The organism is Hyphomonas sp., from assembly GCF_041398385.1.
In the GTDB taxonomy this organism is placed as follows: Bacteria; Pseudomonadota; Alphaproteobacteria; order Caulobacterales; family Hyphomonadaceae; genus Hyphomonas.
In genome coordinates, this window is record NZ_JAWKUW010000008.1 from 1 (window position 1) to 16,483 (window position 16,483).

At 65.0% G+C, this 16,483-nt stretch carries 15 protein-coding genes; 4 read left to right on the forward strand and 11 right to left on the reverse strand.

Annotation, left to right across the window (positions count from 1 at the left end):
• The coding region (locus R3C13_RS13325) for a TrmH family RNA methyltransferase (protein WP_371311321.1) at positions 1–514 on the forward strand (514 nt) is incomplete at its 5' end.
• A gap of 84 nt (positions 515–598) precedes the next feature.
• On the opposite strand, the gene R3C13_RS13330 is transcribed toward R3C13_RS13325, so the two are convergent.
• Genes R3C13_RS13330 through cysG form a run of 5 tightly spaced genes read right to left on the reverse strand, consistent with a single transcriptional unit; the run spans position 599 to position 5,857 of the window.
• A complete protein-coding gene (locus R3C13_RS13330; protein ID WP_371311322.1) occupies positions 599–1,834 on the reverse strand; it encodes a phosphoadenylyl-sulfate reductase in 1,236 nt (411 codons plus the stop codon).
• Positions 1,821–3,482, reverse strand: coding sequence for a nitrite/sulfite reductase (locus tag R3C13_RS13335; RefSeq protein WP_371311323.1), 1,662 nt, complete (start codon positions 3,480–3,482; stop codon positions 1,821–1,823). Before R3C13_RS13335 ends, R3C13_RS13330 begins: the two co-directional genes overlap by 14 nt.
• A gap of 55 nt (positions 3,483–3,537) precedes the next feature.
• Entirely contained in the window at positions 3,538–4,170 is a 633-nt protein-coding gene (locus R3C13_RS13340) for a glutathione S-transferase family protein (RefSeq protein ID WP_371311324.1), read from the reverse strand.
• Positions 4,170–4,475, reverse strand: a complete 306-nt coding sequence (locus R3C13_RS13345; RefSeq protein WP_371311325.1) for a DUF2849 domain-containing protein — start codon at positions 4,473–4,475, stop codon at positions 4,170–4,172. The genes R3C13_RS13340 and R3C13_RS13345 overlap by 1 nt, the downstream gene beginning before the upstream one ends.
• On the reverse strand, positions 4,472–5,857 hold the full coding sequence (gene cysG, locus R3C13_RS13350) for a siroheme synthase CysG (RefSeq protein WP_371311326.1): 1,386 nt from the start codon (positions 5,855–5,857) through the stop codon (positions 4,472–4,474). Before cysG ends, R3C13_RS13345 begins: the two co-directional genes overlap by 4 nt.
• Positions 5,858–5,967: 110 nt before the next feature.
• Between cysG and gcvA the strand changes: the two genes are divergently transcribed.
• Entirely contained in the window at positions 5,968–6,900 is a 933-nt protein-coding gene (gcvA, locus tag R3C13_RS13355; RefSeq protein ID WP_371311327.1) for a transcriptional regulator GcvA, read from the forward strand.
• 3 nt (positions 6,901–6,903) lie between these two features.
• Here gcvA and R3C13_RS13360 read toward each other — a convergent pair whose 3' ends face one another.
• Both R3C13_RS13360 and R3C13_RS13365 read right to left on the reverse strand, forming a co-directional pair.
• Positions 6,904–9,000 (reverse strand): hypothetical protein, encoded by a 2,097-nt coding sequence (locus tag R3C13_RS13360; protein ID WP_371311328.1) that lies wholly within the window; start codon positions 8,998–9,000, stop codon positions 6,904–6,906.
• An 84-nt stretch (positions 9,001–9,084) separates the two neighbouring features.
• The gene (locus R3C13_RS13365; protein ID WP_371311329.1) at positions 9,085–9,219 is read right to left on the reverse strand and encodes a hypothetical protein; all 135 of its coding nucleotides are present in this window, start codon (positions 9,217–9,219) and stop codon (positions 9,085–9,087) included.
• Positions 9,220–9,395: 176 nt separating this feature from the next.
• On the opposite strand from R3C13_RS13365, the gene R3C13_RS13370 reads away from it, so the two are divergent.
• Entirely contained in the window at positions 9,396–9,776 is a 381-nt protein-coding gene (locus R3C13_RS13370) for an Hpt domain-containing protein (protein ID WP_371311330.1), read from the forward strand.
• Here R3C13_RS13370 and R3C13_RS13375 read toward each other — a convergent pair.
• Positions 9,740–10,081, reverse strand: a complete 342-nt coding sequence (locus tag R3C13_RS13375) for a chorismate mutase (protein WP_371311331.1) — start codon at positions 10,079–10,081, stop codon at positions 9,740–9,742. The genes R3C13_RS13370 and R3C13_RS13375 overlap by 37 nt on opposite strands.
• Before the next feature lie 86 nt (positions 10,082–10,167).
• Complete coding sequence (gene yghU / locus R3C13_RS13380) at positions 10,168–11,043, reverse strand: glutathione-dependent disulfide-bond oxidoreductase (RefSeq protein ID WP_371311332.1); 876 nt, start codon at positions 11,041–11,043, stop codon at positions 10,168–10,170.
• 192 nt (positions 11,044–11,235) lie between these two features.
• On the opposite strand from yghU, the gene R3C13_RS13385 reads away from it, so the two are divergent.
• Entirely contained in the window at positions 11,236–11,937 is a 702-nt protein-coding gene (locus R3C13_RS13385; RefSeq protein ID WP_371311333.1) for a class I SAM-dependent methyltransferase, read from the forward strand.
• Here R3C13_RS13385 and odhB read toward each other — a convergent pair.
• Positions 11,934–13,427, reverse strand: coding sequence for a 2-oxoglutarate dehydrogenase complex dihydrolipoyllysine-residue succinyltransferase (gene odhB / locus R3C13_RS13390; RefSeq protein ID WP_371311334.1), 1,494 nt, complete (start codon positions 13,425–13,427; stop codon positions 11,934–11,936). The genes R3C13_RS13385 and odhB overlap by 4 nt on opposite strands.
• Positions 13,428–13,463: 36 nt before the next feature.
• Positions 13,464–16,472 carry a 2-oxoglutarate dehydrogenase E1 component gene (locus R3C13_RS13395; protein ID WP_371311335.1) on the reverse strand — a complete coding sequence of 1,003 codons (3,009 nt, stop codon included), beginning with the start codon at positions 16,470–16,472 and terminating at the stop codon, positions 13,464–13,466.
• Positions 16,473–16,483: the final 11 nt, after the last annotated feature.

Below are 16,483 nucleotides of genomic sequence, written 5' to 3' on the forward strand. Positions count from 1 at the left end.
CTTGTCTGACGGCACTCCCCCCCTCCGCCCTTTGGGCACCTCCCCCCGCAAGCGGGGGGAGACAGTCCCCCTGCTTCTCCTCTCGGACCTGTCCAACCATGACAATGTCGGCGCCTGCTTCCGCAACGCCGCCGCCTTTGGTGCGGGCGCCGTGCTGCTCGACGGGCAATGCTGCGACCCGCTTTACCGCAAGGCCATTCGCGTCTCGTCCGGCGCCAGCCTGTTCCTGCCCTTCGCGCATGGCGGCACGGGCGCAGAAATGGTGGAGGCGGTGAAGGCGGCCGGCTACACGGTCTGGGCGATGACACCCCACGCGGACGCCGCGCCACTCCGTTCCCTGACCATTCCGGACCGGCTCGCCATCCTGCTCGGCGCCGAAGGCCCCGGCCTTCCCGGCGAACTCATCGCGGCCTGCACACCGGTGCGCATTCCCATGAGCGCGGGGTTCGACAGCATCAATGTCGCCACCGCCGGCGCGATTGCGTTGGCGCATGCCTTCGACAGAGGTGCCTGACAAGAAGACGCCCTCCCCCGGGGATGATGGGAGAGGGCGTGTCCGGGCCTCGGGTGTGAAAGAGCGCCCGGAGAGAGAGACGGTTCAGAAGACGCGCGGGCGCTCCGGCTTGTCGACATGCAGGCCGCATTCGGTCCGGTCCTGCCCGGCCCAGCGGCCGGAGCGCGGATCGGCCGGGTCTTCGGCAGGGCGGGTGCAAGGCCAGCAGCCGATGGACGGGTATCCCTGCACCACAAGCGGGTGCCGCGGCAGGCTCCGTTCCCGGATGAAGTTTTCCACATCCTCGCCGGTCCACCCGGCCAGCGGGTTCACCTTGTAGCGGCCATTCGAAAACTCAACGGCCGGCAGGCTCAGCCGTTCGCCGCCATGGAAGCGCTTGCGGCCATTGATCCAGGCGCCGAACCCCTCCAGCGCCGGCTCGAGCGGCCGCACCTTTCTCAGGGCGCAGCAGGCATCGGTATCCGTCTTCCAGAGCTGCCCGTTCGGATCCAGCACGCGCGACTCGGTCTCGCTCGGCCGGATCGTGCGCACGCCCGTCAGGCCGAGGCGGGCAATCACTTCGTCGCGATAGTCCAGCGTCTGCGGAAAATGCATGCCGGTGTCGAGGAACAGGACCGGCAGGCCGGGATCGACCCCCGCAATCAGCGCCAGCAGAGCGACGCTTTCAGAGCCGAAACTCGACACATAGGCGATCTCGCCGGCCCATTCGCGATCAATCGCGACGCGCAGGATCTCCTCAGCCGACGCATCGCGCAGTTCCGCGTTCAGGCGCGTGCGGCGGCCTTCGATGGATTCTTCGGCCAGCAGGGTCGTGGCGGTGTCGGGCATCGGGTCAGGCTTCCTGTGTCGCTGGCGAAAGGCCGGCACCTTCCCGTCGGCGGCGGGCTGGTAGGCATCGCGGACTTCCTCAAGGGCGTCCACGACGGAAGGTAGGCCCGCCCGCGCCGTTTCGAAAGCGTCGAAGCCTGAACGGTGCATGTAGAATATCTGATCGCGCAGCACATGCCCCACCGCGCGCAGCTCGCCGCGATAGAGATGCCGCCGGCGCAGCAATTGCGCCTGCGAATAGCCTCGCCCGTCCGTATACTGCGGGAAACTGATCTCGATGAGGCCGATCCGGTCCAGATACGGCACCAGCGCCTCCGGGTCGTCCGCCGGCTGCAAACGCACACCAATCGGGGCATTGCGCCCGGCCAGCGTTTCCGCCTCAGCCAGGAAGCGCGCCAAGGGCAGGGTCACCGGGCCGTCGCCAACCACGCCGTCTTCGCCCGCATAGGTCCAGCGATTGACCGCTTCCTGGGTCTCCTTAAGCAGCGGCATAAAGCGCCCCCCTGAACGATTCTGCGCCCGTGCGGGCCAGCGTGTCGATGAAAAGTTCGTCCGGTCCCGAACGGATCGACAGATAGGCGTCGACGATCCGTTTCACCGCGCCCGGCACCTCGTCAACGCTGAGCGCCGGGCCCGCAATCTCGCCGATCGCCGCCTTCTCGTCGGCCCGCCCGCCAAGGCTGATCTGGTAGACTTCCTCGCCCTTCCGGTCGACGCCGAGAATGCCGATATGGCCGACATGATGATGCCCGCAGGCATTGATGCAGCCGGAAATATTGATGTGCAGCCGCCCGATCTCGCGCTCATAGGCGGGATCGGCGAACACGCGCTGGATCGCCTGCCCCACCGGGATCGAGCGCGCATTGGCGAGATTGCAATAATCGAGACCGGGGCAGACGATCAAATCCGTGATCAGACTTTCATTTGCTGTCGCAAGCCCCACTGCATCCAGCGCCTGCCAGACGGCATAAAGCTGCGTCACCGGAACATGCGGCAGGACAAGGTTCTGCGCGTGGGAGACGCGGATGTCGTCATAGGCAAAGCGCTCGGCGAGGCCCGCCACCACATCCATCTGATCGGCCGTCGCATCGCCCGCCGCCCCGCCAATCGGCTTCAGGCTGACCGTCACGGAGGCATGGCCCGGCTGCTTGTGCGGATGCAGATTCACATCGGCCCATGCGGCAAAGCGCGGCTCGGCATCCTTCGCCGCCGCGAACATGGCCTCGCCGGCCGCCGTCACCGCCTCAAAGTCCGGCGCCGCGAAATAGGCATGGATCCGGTCGATCTCTTCCTTCGGCAGGGCGATCTTTTCATGCGCACGTTGGGCGGAAAACTCCTCCGCGACGTGCCGCGTGAACTCCGCCTCGCCGAGTTCCGTCACCAGAATCTTGATCCGCGCCTTGTACTTGTTGTCCCGCCGTCCATACAGGTTATAGACGCGCAGCACGGCTTCGAGATAATCGAGAATCTCCGCCTCCGGAACAAAGTCCGAGACCTTCGCGGCGAGGATGGGCGTGCGCCCCTGGCCGCCGCCGACATGCACTTCAAAGCCCACCACGCCATCCCGCTTCAGGATACGCAGGCCAATATCGTGAACAGCAATCGCCGCGCGGTCATGCACGCCCGCCGTCACGGCGATCTTGAACTTGCGCGGCAGGAAGGCAAATTCCGGATGGAACGTGCTCCACTGCCGGATGATCTCGCACCAGGGCCGCGGGTCCATCACTTCGTCCGCCGCCGCACCGGCATAATGATCCGTCGTCACATTGCGAATGCAATTGCCTGAGGTCTGGATCGCGTGCAGTTCCGCTTCCGCGAGGCTTTCGAGAATGTCCGGGATATCCTTCAGGCCCACCCAGTTGAACTGGATATTCTGGCGCGTCGTGAAATGGCCATAGCCCTTGTCATAGACGCGCGAGACCTCGGCCAGCTTACGAAGTTTCGCGCCGTTCAGCTGGCCATAGGGAATCGCCACGCGCAGCATGTAGGCGTGCAGCTGAAGGTACACGCCATTCTGCAGCCGCAGCGGCTTGAACTCGTTTTCGAGGAGTTCGCCGCTGAGGCGCCGTGTCACCTGTCCGCGGAACTGGTCCACACGGTCCTGCACCAGCCGCGCGTCGAACTCATCGTACCTGTACATGTCTAATGCCTCCGCATCCGCGCTGCGCGTGTCGCATGAGGCAGGCTCAGGGCTGTCATGCTGCCACCTCTCGTGCGTGTGGAATCCCGAGCGCCGCCTCGGTGCGGCTGACCCAGCGCTCGACGGCCGGGAAGTCGGACAGGTCGAACCCGCCTTCATGCGCAACGCGCGTGTAAGCGACGAGCGCGATGTCGGCGAGCGTCATCCGGTCACCGACGATCCAGTCGGTGAAAGTCAGCTGCAGCTCCATCACGCCCAGTGCCCGGCGGCCCTTGGCCATCAGGGCCGGGTCGATCTCGTCATCAGATTTCTTCAGGTAATGTTTCTGGAACCGGCGCACGGCGATGGCCGTTTCGTGCGAATACTGTTCCCAGAACAGCCAGCTCATCATCTGTGCACGGCGGAACCCATCGGTGGGGATGAGGTCGCTGCCCGCTTCCTCGGCGATGTACAGCATGATGGCGTTCGACTGCGGCAATACCCGGCCATCCGGCCAGCGCGCAACAGGCACCTGCCCCGCCGGGTTCACCGACAGGAAGTCGTCGGACTGTGTGCCGCCCTTCAGGATGTCGACCTCGATCCAGTCATAGGGCACGCCGAGATAGTCGGCCGTCCATCTGGGTTTCTGGCAATTGCCGGAAATTGAGTCGCCATAGAGGGTGAGTCGCCTGATTTCGCGCTGGGGCATCAGATGCCGTCTCCGAATATGAAAGTTGGACCGGTCGCGCGGATCGTCTCGCGGACGGTTTCGCGCCCGGCAATACCGCCAGATTCGGTGACTTCCATGAAGTAGGGATCGGTGACGACGGCCTCCTGAGCGGTCGCCTCCGCCAGCCGCGCTTCGGCTTCGTTGCCCTGGAAGGGCGCTGCATCCCGCACGGATTCAGACCAGCTGCCATCGGCGCGCATCCAGACCGAACGGCCGGTGTGCGTCGACCAGGCCGTCACGGCTTTGGGGGTGTGGGGCTTCAGTTTGGGGCGAACGGATGTCATGCGGGAACAGCCTCTGTTGTCGTTGCAGCGGGGGTGGAAACTCTGGCGCGGGGCGTTGCCACCTCGCCGATGATGAGCAGCGCCGGGCCGAGGATGCCGTTCACCTCGATCAGGCGCGGCAGTTCCTCCAGCATTCCGTAGACGGTCTTCTCGGTCGGCAGGGTGCCGTTCTCGATCACGGCAACGGGCGCTTCCGGCCCGCGCCCGGCTTCGATCAGCCGGTCGGCAATCGTGGCGGCGGTGCCGACGCCCATGTAAACTGTGACCGTCTGGCCGCGCTTGGCGAGGGCCTGCCAGTCAAGATCCGGCACGCCGCCCGCCTTGGCGTGACCCGTGACGAGCGTGAGGCTCTGGGCATGGTCGCGATGGGTCAGCGGAATGCCGGCGCTTGCCGCACATCCGAGGGCGGAGGAAATGCCCGGCACAACGAAGGCCGTGATCCCGGCGGCCTCGACGGCGTCCAGTTCTTCCCCGCCCCGGCCGAAGACGAACGGGTCGCCGCCCTTCAGGCGCACGACGCGCTTGCCCGCGCGCGCGGCCGCGATCAGCAGCTCATGGATCTGTTCCTGCGGCACGGAATGATTGCCCTTCGCCTTGCCCACCGGCACGCGGTCTGCGTCGCGGCGGATAAGGGCGAGGATGCCGCCGGAGACGAGCCGGTCGTGGAACACCACGTCGGCCTCCTGGATGAGGCGCAGCGCTTTCAGCGTCAGCAGTTCCGGGTCGCCCGGCCCGGCGCCGACGATGTGCACGACGCCCTGCCCCGCAGGCGCGGAGAGGTCTGCGGTCATGGCGGCTTCGGCGCCCTCAAGGTCGCCGGCATAGGCAAGGTCTGCCGCGCGGCCGGTCAGCACCCGTTCCCAGAACCGGCGGCGCGCCGAAAAGTCCGGCAAGGCCGCCTTCACCTGTTCGCGCATCCGCCCGGCCAGCGCGGCAAGGTCGCCAAGGCGTGCCGGCAGCAGGGCTTCGATCTTCGTGCGCAGCGCCTTCGCCAGCACAGGTGACGTGCCGTTCGTGCCGATGGCGACCACGACGTCGCCCCGGTCGATGATTGACGGCACGGTGAAGTCGCACTGGTCCGGCCGGTCGACCACGTTCAGCGGCACGCCCGCCGCGCGCACAAGCGCGATGGCCGTGGGATTGTCCTCGGCCACGATGGCGAGGCGCGCGCCGGCGAGCGCGGACGCTGCGTGTGAGGGCGGCACCAGAGTGACGTTTCCGGCAACATCCGGTGCGTCTGAAGTCAACGCTGTCGCCCCCACGAGCAACACGTCTGCACCCGCAGAGACGAGCAAACGGGCCTTGCGGGCCGCCTCGATGCCGCTGCCGAATACCACGGTCCGGGCGCCTTCGAGCTTGAAAAAGGCTGGAAACTGGCGCATGCGCCGCCCACCTGTCGTTTAGGGTTGCTGATCGTCAGCCCCTCAGATCGCCTCTTGACGCCGGCCGCACAACCGGCAACCCCTACAGATATCATTTAGAGAAACTATCCATGGCCGACCCGACTGACCGCCTGCCCCCGCTGAATGCCCTGCGTGCCTTCGAGGCGGCTGCCCGGCGCCTTTCCTTTACACAGGCGGCAGAAGAGCTGAATGTAACGCCGGGCGCCATTTCCCAGCAGATCCGCCAGCTGGAGGAATATGCCGGCACGCCCCTGTTCAAGCGAACAGGGCGTTCAGTTTTGCTAACAGATGCTGCGCAGGCCAGCCTGCCGCTGGTGCGCGAGGCATTCGAGAGAATTTCTGAAGCTGGCCGGATCATGCAGGCGCCCGCCCGCAAGGGCCGCGTCATGGTCTCCTCCGCCCCCAGCTTCGCCGCCAAATGGCTCGCCCCCCGCCTCGACAGCTTCCACCGCCAACACGAAGGCGTCGAAGCCTGGATCTCCGCCGATGCGGGATTGACGGACTTCACGACGGCGGATGCGGACTTCTCCATCCGCTACGGTCGCGGCGTTTATGACGGTCTGAAATCGGAAAAATTGCTCGATGAAACAGTGCTTCCGGTCTGTTCCCCCGCCCTGCTGGAAGGGCCGGACGCAATCCGCAGACCGGAGGATCTGAAGCATCACACCCTGTTGCATGACGAGAGCACGGAGGTGGACCCCTCCTGCCCCGACTGGGCGAGCTGGCTGCGCGCCCGCAACGTGAAGGGCGTCGACGCCAGCCGCGGCCCCCGCTTCAACCAGGCCATCCTCGTGATCGAGGCGGCCGCAGCGGGCCGCGGGGTCGCCCTCGCCAAGAAGGCCATCGCCGCCTCGGACCTCGCCTCAGGCCGCCTCGTCGCGCCGTTTGCAGACGGATCGACCAGCATCGATTTCGGCTACTGGCTGGTGTGGCCCAAGGGCCGGCACCTCAGCAAGGATGTGCGCGATTTCATGAAATGGCTGAAGACCGAAGCGGCGGAGACGGAAATCGCTGGTGTCTGAAACCTAAAGCGCCGCATCCAGCAGCAGATAGGCCGCCAGTCTCGGGCTGGCATTCCGGCTCGTCTTCTGGGTCTGCTCCAGCGCATTGAGCGCGTCTTCCTGCTCCATTTCCACAAAGCTGCGGGCAAGTTCCAGCAGGACATCGTCATTACGAAGGCGCTGGGTCACGCGCTCGACCTGCCGTCCGGCCTGTTCGATCGTGGCAGCCTTGCGCTGCTTGTCGCCCCGGCGGGCGGCTTCAGCGATCCGGCGCTTGGCCTTCGGACGGAAGGCCTCAGGCAGCTGGATGCCGGAAGACTGCAGGCGCTGGATCATCGTGTCGGCAATGTCTTCGCGGTCGCGCGGCGGATCCTGCCGGCTCATGTCCGAAATGATGTCGCGCCAGCCCATTTCGGAGCCGTTCGCAGCCGCGGGACGCGGCGCCGGCTCATGCGAGGCCGGCGGGACCACCTTTGGCGGCGGTGCGGCCGCCTCCGGCTGAGGCGCAGGGGCGGCAGGCTGGGCCGCTGGAAAATCAGACTTCCGGCGCATCGGATGCGGCGGCGCAGCGGGTTCTTCCTGCACATCGTCGAAGCGGCGGCGCAGCGTAAGCGGAGTCGCATCCTTCGGATCGACCGACCGGCCAAGTTCCAGCGGCGGACGCTCCGGAGGTGATGATTCAGACGCGCGCTGGCTTTCCGAGGCGATCAGGTCGGCCGCTGCGTCAAAAAGGTCGTCATCCGGCATGGCCTGCTTGGACCTCGGTTCCGTCCTGAACTCCGGCCGGGGCTCAGGACGCGCTTCGATCCTCGGTTCCGGCTTCGACTCGGGACGCTGAGGCGGCGCGGCCGGCGGCTCCCGACGGTCCGGCTGGCCATTGCTGTAACCATGCGAATGCCCGTTGCCATTGGCGTGGCCATTGCCGTTGGCCTGAACGGAAGGCGCGGGCGGTGCCGGACGTGGCTCCGCAGGCGCGGGTCTCGCGACAGGCGGGGGGGCCGGCCGCGGCTCATAGGCCGGCGAGCGTTCCATACGGGCAACTTCGTCCCGGGCGGCGGAGCCGGTGCCGCGCAGAGCAGCTGCAGCGTCCTCGCCTGCCTGACGCAAGCGCGCGAGCGAGCGTGCGGCTTCCTCTGAGGCTGACCTGGAGGTCTCTGTAATTTCGTGGCTGGCGGCGCGGGCGCCATCGATCGCGGTGGCGACGGCCTCTTTCAGAGCGTCGCCGGTGGTCATCGCCGCAGCCGCAGCGATCTCCCCTGCCCGGACAGCCGCATCAACCGTGCGGCGCGACTGGTCCAGTTTTTCCTCGACCCTTGAAATGGCGAAAGTCAGCGCTTCGGTCCGCGCAGCCGCATCGCTGGCGAGTGCGTCCAGATCGACAAGCCGGTCCGCCAGGGCATGGCTGGCCGACTGCATGGACATCAGGCGGCCTTCCAGCGCTTCGTCGGCACGGGAAACCTCATCGCCAGCCTGACGGGCCAGTTCGACCATCATCTGTGCCTGGCGCGGAATGGCCTCGTTCATCTGCTGCAGCTGGGTGCGCAGCTCGCGGGCGAGCCCCTCCAGCGCCTGGCGTTCGGCGGCGAGCCGCTGCGTCAGGTCGCGGGCATTGTCGGCGCTGGCATAGGCGACCTGCTCCAGACGGTGACGTTCGTCGCCGATCTCGCCGGACATGGCCTTCATCGCCGTCAGGGCGTGAGACATGGCCTTGTCCACCTCGGCGGCGGCCTGCTTCATTTGTTCGGCAAAGGTGATGCCTTCGGTGCCGGCCTCACGCGCCGGTGCCATCAGGCGGACAGCCGCCTCCATGACGAGCGCGTTCGATGCCGAGGCGCGCCGGTTGGTGCGGCCCATATAGCCAGCCATCACGATCAGGAATGCGGGAATCAGCGAGACCATGCCGGCCCCGGCGAGCAGCCAGGGGCTCATCGCCTGCAGCGCCGGCACGCCAAAATAGCCGAGCGCGACGACGACAATGCCTCCAATCCAGAGAAAAGCGGCGAGGAAGCCGGTGACGACCATCCAGCTGCCGCCATGGCGCGCGAGCTCGAAGTTTTCCGAGGCCTGCTGTCTGGCCAGCAAATCCCGTCCGGACGGGCGAGCTTCGGGCTGTGCGCTCATGCCAATAGTATACCGTGTTCAAGTCCCCGGCGCGAGACCAGAATGCACGGCTGCAAAGGGCCCAGCGCCTTGTTCCAATTAGCCCTAATGGCCGATCATCAAGGCACTTTGAGGGCTGGAATCAGGCGTTTCCGGCTTATCGTCCGGCACAAACTCGATTCCCAGCCATGCCAGGATGCCTGCAATCACCAGGTTCCGGATAACGATAATCAAAGCCACGTTGGCCCCCGACGAGCTGAATTTGTTACGAAACACGGCCAGTCTGGCCCTGCTGTGATCGTATATAATCCGAAAACCCTTTTCCGACAAATCCTATGTCACAGGCCTTCCAGCTCCGTTAACCCAGCTCAAAACGATTCATGGGACCGTGCGGCAAAGCCAATGGAGCCCGCCCGATGACCACGCCGCTTGCCCTGCTCGACCGCGACACGCTTACGGCAATGACCGGAGGCGACGATTCGCTCGCCATCGAGGTCATCGACATCTTCCAGGAACAGGCCGGGATCTGGTCGCGCCTGATGGATCCGAAGGCCGAGCCGCGCCAGTGGGCCGATGCCGCGCACACGCTGAAGGGCTCCAGCCTGTCGATCGGCGCCCTGCGCCTCGCCCAGGCCTGCGAGCGGGCCGAAAAAGCGGGGCGCGCCGAGACGCCGCCCAGCATTACGGCAGCAGCGGTCTTGCTCGGCGATGTACGCGATATCCTCGCGCTGACGCTCGAGGAAGCGATGAAAACGTCCTATCAGCTCGCCGGCAAAGTGGCGCGCAACGCATCATAGCTTTCGAATTCATAGGCGATGCAGCGGTCGATCAGTGTGCGCCAGACCGGTTCGGCAATCGCCGGCGACAGGCCTGCCGGCCCACAGGCGGCTTTCACCTTGGCAACCACGTCCTCGATCCGGGCCCGGTCGTGCACCACGTTCCGGTCGCCCTTGATGCGGGCGGCGGCGTCCATGAAGGACTGGCGCTCCGCCAGGATTTCCACCAGCAGGCGGTCGATCCGGTCGATCTCGTAGCGCACGTCCGCCATGGTTTCGGCGGTGCCTGCCGTGTGCCGGCGCGGGTCGGATGTATAGGTCGTCATGCGGCCTCTCAGAGCTTTGGACCTGCCCTATATGGGCTTTGGCGCCGCGGCAAGGAGAGGCACTGCGACGCAGTCGCGCGCGCCTGCTATTGGCCCTGCGCTTCCAGCTTGTCCTGCGTGCGGGTTTCGAAGTCGCTGGCATCGTGGCGTTCGCGCAGCTGGTTCTCAGGCTTGCCATAGGTGGAATTGACCATGCGGCCGCGCTTCACCGCCGGGCGCTCAGCAACCTGGCCGGCCCACCGCAGCACGTTCGTATACTCGTGCACCGACAGGAACTCGCCCGCACTGTAGAGGACGCCCATCACCATTGCGCCATACCAGGGCCAGATCGCCATGTCCGCGACCGAATATTCGTCGCCTGCCATGTAGGTGTTTTCGGCAAGGTGCCGGTCCAGCACGTCGAGCTGGCGCTTCACCTCCATGGCGTAGCGGTTGATCGGGTATTCGTATTTCTCCGGCGCATAGGCGTAGAAATGGCCGAAGCCGCCGCCGAGGAAGGGCGCAGACCCCATCTGCCACATCAGCCAGCTGATTGCCTCGGCCTTCTTGGCCGGATCCTTCGGAAGGAACTCGCCAAACTTTTCGGCAAGGTAGAGCAAGATCGAACCGGACTCGAACACGCGCTGGGGCGGGCTGACGGAATGATCCATCAGGGCCGGAATCTTGGAATTCGGATTGGCCGAGACAAAGCCCGAGCCGAACTGGTCCCCTGCCCCGATATTGATGAGCCAGGCATCGTATTCGGCGCCGGCATGGCCCTTCGCCAGCAGCTCCTCCAGCATGATCGTCACCTTGACGCCGTTCGGCGTGCCCAGCGAGTAGAGCTGGAGCGGATGCTTGCCGACCGGCAGATCCTTGTCATGCGTCGGCCCGGCGATGGGGCGGTTGATGCTGGCGAAGCGCCCGCCGCTTTCCTTGTCCCAGGTCCAGACTTTCGGCGGCGTGTAGGTGGGGTCAGCCATGGGATTTCCTTCCAGCATTTTTTGCCAGCTTAAGCTGTGATGCGCCCGGCGCAATGCAAGCTTTGGCGGCGACAAGCCAGCTCAAGTGTTCGTGAAGGAAATCTGCTCGGACGCAATCCGGCCTTGTGTGAACCAAGCCGGCAGGCTAATCGGAATTCCGATATTGTTATAGTATAACTTTTGGAGACCCGCATGACACCCCCGTCCCGGCCAGTGATGGCCGCGTTCGATGCTGAGCGCGCGCCGGCCTATGATGACAGTTTCGCCGCACTGCACGCGATCCGGGAGGTACTGCACCTCGTTGCCCGGGCGGAGTTTGCCACCCTGCCACCGGACGCGCGCATCCTCATCGCAGGCGCCGGCACGGGTGCGGAAGTTCGCACGCTCGCCACCCACTATCCCGGCTTCTGCTTCGCGCTTGTCGATCCCTCCGGCCCGATGCTGGACGTCGCGCGCGCCCATGCGGAACGGGAAGGCTTTGCCGAGCGCTGCAGCTTCCACACCGGCTATGTCGAGGATTTACCTGATACCGGCTTTGATGCCGCAACCAGCCTGCTTGTCTCGCACTTCCTGACCGAAGCGGCAGAGCGCACCGCCTACTTCCGCTCCATCGCCGAACGCCTTAGGCCGGGCGCGCCGCTTTTCGTTGCCGACCTCTGCACGAACCGGGACGCGGCCGATTTCGGCCGGCTGATGGAAGTCTGGCTGAACCTTCTGGCCCTCACCGGCATGACCGAAGAAGGGCGGGAAAATTATCGCGGCGCCTTCGGGCAGGACTTTGCAGTACACGGCCCCGCCGACGTGATCGCCATGATGGAAACCGCAGGATTTGCCCGGCCCGTGCAATGCTTACAGGCCGGGCTGATCCGTGGCTGGATGACGGCGAAAGCCTAGACTTCCAGCAGCATCCGTTCCGGGTCTTCCAGCGCTTCCTTGACGCGGACGAGGAAGGTCACGGCTTCCTTGCCATCAACGATGCGGTGGTCGTAGCTGAGGGCGAGATACATCATCGGGCGGATGACAACCTGGCCGTTGATGGCGACCGGACGGTTTTCAATGCGGTGCATGCCCAGCACGCCGGACTGCGGCGGGTTGAGGATCGGGGTCGACATCAGCGAACCATAGATACCGCCGTTCGAGATGGTGAACGTGCCGCCCTGCATGTCGCCGATGGTGAGCTCGCCGTCGCGGGCCTTGCGGCCAAGTTCGGCAATCGCCTTCTCGATCCCTGCGAGCGACATGTCGTCAGAATCCCGCACGACTGGCACGACAAGGCCCTTCTCGGTGCCGACAGCGACGCCGATGTCGTAGAAGTTCTTGTAGATGATGTCCTGGCCATCGATCTCGGCATTGACCGCCGGGACTTCCTTCAGCGCGTTCACGCAGGCCTTCACGAAGAAGCTCATGAAGCCCAGCTTGATGCCGTGCTTGGCGACGAAGCTGTCCTGGTGTTTCTTCCGCAGGTCCATGATGGCGCCCATGTCGACATCGTTGAATGTCGTCAGCATGGCAGCCGTGTCCTGCGCCTCTTTCAGGCGGCGGGCGATGGTCTGGCGCAGGCGGGTCATTCGTACACGCTCTTCCCGCGGGCCGGTTTCACGCGGAGCGGACGGGGCAGCCGGCGCAGAAGGCGCCTTCGGAGCATTCACATAGGCCATGGCATCAGCTTTCGTTGCACGGCCGTCGCGGCCGGTGCCCGGAATGGATTGAGGATTGACGCCGGCCTCGGTGGCAATGCGGCGAACGGAAGGGGCGACCGGCTTGCCTTCAGCGGCGACAGCGGCCTTCGGTGCAGCAGCAGGAGCCGCCGCCGGCGCAGAGGCGGACGCAGAAGCGGCTCCGCCGACCTTGCCGATGACCATGCCCGGCGTCACGGAGCTGCCCGGTGCGACCAGCCATTCGGCGATCACACCATCAGCCGGCGCCGGAACTTCGAGCGCGACCTTGTCGGTCTCGATCTCGGCGATGGTTTCATCCTTCTTCACCGTTTCGCCCGGCTTTTTCAGGAAGGCCGACAGCGTGCCTTCGGCCACGCTCTCGCCCATCACCGGCACGACGATGTCAGTCGTCGCGCCGCCTGCAGATGCCGCGGCGGCGGGCTTCGCTTCAGCCTTGGCCGGCGCAGAAGCCGGGGCGGCCTTTGCCGCGCCAGCACCGCCGATACGGCCCAGCAGCGCGCCGATTTCGACCGTGTCCCCAGGCTTGGCAAGAATGTCGGACAGGACGCCGTCTTCCGGTGCCGAAACCTCGACAGAGACCTTGTCGGTCTCCAGTTCCACCAGCACGTCATCCTTCCTGACGCTGTCGCCCTTGGCCTTCAGCCACTGGCCGACGGTCGCTTCGGTGATGCTCTCCCCCAGCGTGGGGACTGTGATGTCGGTCATGTTGTGATCCGTCTGCGTATCTTATGGTTCTGGTTATCAGGGCGAGACGATGCGGTCTTCTACCGGATCGGGTGAGAGTGCCGTCGACAGGAGGCTGTTCTGTTCGGCGATGTGCTTGGACATGAGGCCGGTGGCGGTCGCAGCGGACGGCGCGCGACCGGCATAGCGCGGACGCGGCAGTTTCGCACCGACCTGCAGGGCGCACCATTCGATCTCGTCACGGATGAAGGTCCAGCCACCCATATTGCGCGGCTCTTCCTGGCACCAGACGATCTCGGCCTGCTTGAAGCGCGACAGCTCATCCATCAGCGACTTGCGCGGCACGGGATAGAACTGTTCGACGCGCATGATGTAGACATCGTCGATGCCCAGCTCTTCGCGCTTTTCGAACAGGTCGTAATAGACCTTGCCCGAGCAGAGCACGACGCGGCGGATCTTGTTGTCCTTGACCAGCTTCACCTTGCCCTGGCGGCCTTCGGTTTCCGCATCGTCCCAGAGGACGCGGTGGAAGGAGGATTTCGGCCCCATATCGTCGAGCGTCGACGTTGCCAGCTTGTGCCGCAGCAGCGATTTCGGCGTCATGATGATCAACGGCTTGCGGAAGTCGCGGTGTATCTGGCGGCGCAAGGCGTGGAAATAGTTCGCCGGCGTGGTCAGGTTGCACACCTGCATGTTGTCTTCCGCGCACATCTGCAGGAAGCGCTCGAGGCGTGCGGAAGAGTGCTCCGGCCCCTGACCTTCATAGCCATGCGGCAGCAGCATCACGAGGCCGGACATGCGCAGCCATTTGCGTTCTGCCGAGGAAATGAACTGGTCGAAGAAGACCTGTGCGCCGTTCGCGAAGTCGCCGAACTGGGCTTCCCACAGGGTCAGAGTGTTCGGGTCGGCCAGCGAGTAGCCGTATTCATATCCGAGCACGGCCTCTTCGGAGAGCAATGAGTCGATCACTTCATACTGGGCCTGGCCGTCGCGGATATTGTTGAGCGGCGTGTATTTCTCGCCGGTCGTCTGGTCCACGATATGACTGTGGCGCTGTGAGAAGGTGCCGCGGCCGCAGTCCTGGCCTGACAGGCGTACCGGGAAGCCGTCGTCCACGAGGGTCGCAAAGGCGAGGTGCTCCGCCGTTGCCCAGTCGAGGCCCTTGCCGCTTGCAATCGCCTGTGCGCGCCCTTCCAGGACACGGGCCAGTGTCTTGTGCGCGTCCACACCGTCGGGGATGCGGGTGATCGTTTCGCCCAGCGACTGCAGGCGCTTTTTCGCAACGCCCGTCTTGCCGCGGCGCTCGTCGTCGTGCGGCAGTCCAAGGCCCCTCCATTCGCCATCCAGCCAGTCGGCCTTCTTGGCGGCGAACTTCTTGCCGGCCTCGAACTCGTGATCGAGATAGGCCTCGAAATCGGCGACCTGCCGGTCGACCTGCTCCGCCGTCATCAGGCCCTCGGCAACAAGCCGCTGGGCGTAGATTTCCCGGGTCGAGGCATGGTCCTTGATCTTCTTGTACATGATCGGCTGGGTGAACATCGGCTCGTCACCCTCATTGTGGCCGAACCGCCGGTAGCAGAACATGTCGATCACGACATCCTTGTGGAACTTCTGCCGGTACTCGGTCGCCACTTTGGCGGCATACACAACGGCTTCCGGATCGTCGCCGTTCACATGGAAGATCGGCGTCTGCACCATCAGGGCAACATCGGTCGGGTAAGGCGAGGACCGCGAATAGATCGGGCTGGTCGTGAAGCCGATCTGGTTATTCACGATGAAGTGGATCGTTCCGCCCGTGCGATAGCCCTGCAGGCCGGACAGTGCGAAGCATTCCGCCACCACGCCCTGCCCCGCAAACGCCGCGTCGCCATGCAGCAGCAGCGGCAGCACGACCGACCGGTCCAGCACGCCGCTCTCGCGGTGCCGCATCTCCTGCTTGGAGCGCGACTTGCCGAGCACCACCGGATCCACCGCTTCAAGGTGCGACGGGTTCGGGTTCATCGACAGGTGAACCTTGTTGCCGTCGAACTCGCGATCCGACGAAGCGCCGAGGTGGTATTTCACGTCGCCGGAGCCGAACTGGTCAGCGCCCTGCGTGTTGCCGCCCTGGAATTCGTGGAAGATCTGCTCGTAGGGCTTGCCCATCACGGCGGCCAGCATGTTGAGGCGTCCGCGGTGCGGCATGCCGACCACGATTTCCTTCACGCCCATCGCGCCGCCGCGCTTGATGATCTGCTCCAGTGCCGGGACCGCAGCTTCGCCGCCGTCAAGGCCGAACCGCTTGGTGCCGGGATAGCGCTTGTGCAGGAAGCGCTCGAAGGTTTCAGCCTCGATCAGCTTGGCAAGGATCGCCTTCTTGCCTTCCTTGGTAAAGGCGACGCCCTTGTCCGGGCCTTCGATCCGCTCCTGCAGCCAGGATTTCTCTTCCGGATCGGAAATGTGCATGAACTCGATGCCGAGCGTCGAGCAGTAGGTCCGCTTCAGAATATCCAGCATCTCCGGCACGGTCGCGTGCTCGAGGCCGAGATAGCCGTCGATATAGATCTTGCGGCTCATGTCCGCCGGGCCGAAGCCGTAGGTCGCGGGATCGAGCTCCGGCTGGTTCTCAACCGGATCGAGGTGCAGCGGGTCGAGCTGGGCTGCAAGGTGACCACGCATGCGGAACGCGCGGATCATCATGATCGCGTGGATCGAATCCTTGACCGATTGCAGGACGTCGGCGTCCGAGGCCGCAGGCTTTGCACCCTTGATCTTCTTTTCGAGCTTCGGCTCCAGCAGCGCCCAGTTGCCGTCGAAGGCGGCGACCTGCTCATCCATCGCAGGACGCGGCCAGTCTCCCCGCTTCCAGGTCGCGCCCTCGGCATTGCGCGCGGCGCTCGCCGAATCGTCGCCAACCTCCGCAAAGAAGGCACGCCAGCTTTCCGGAACCGAATTGGGATCCCTGGCATAGGCTGCCTGCATCTGCTCGATCCACTGGGCCGAGCCGCCATACAGGAAAGCTGTATCCAGCAGGGCCGCATTGCCCTGGCTGCGCGATCCATTCACCGGGCTGCCGTCGTCTGCCATGTCCGTCTCGT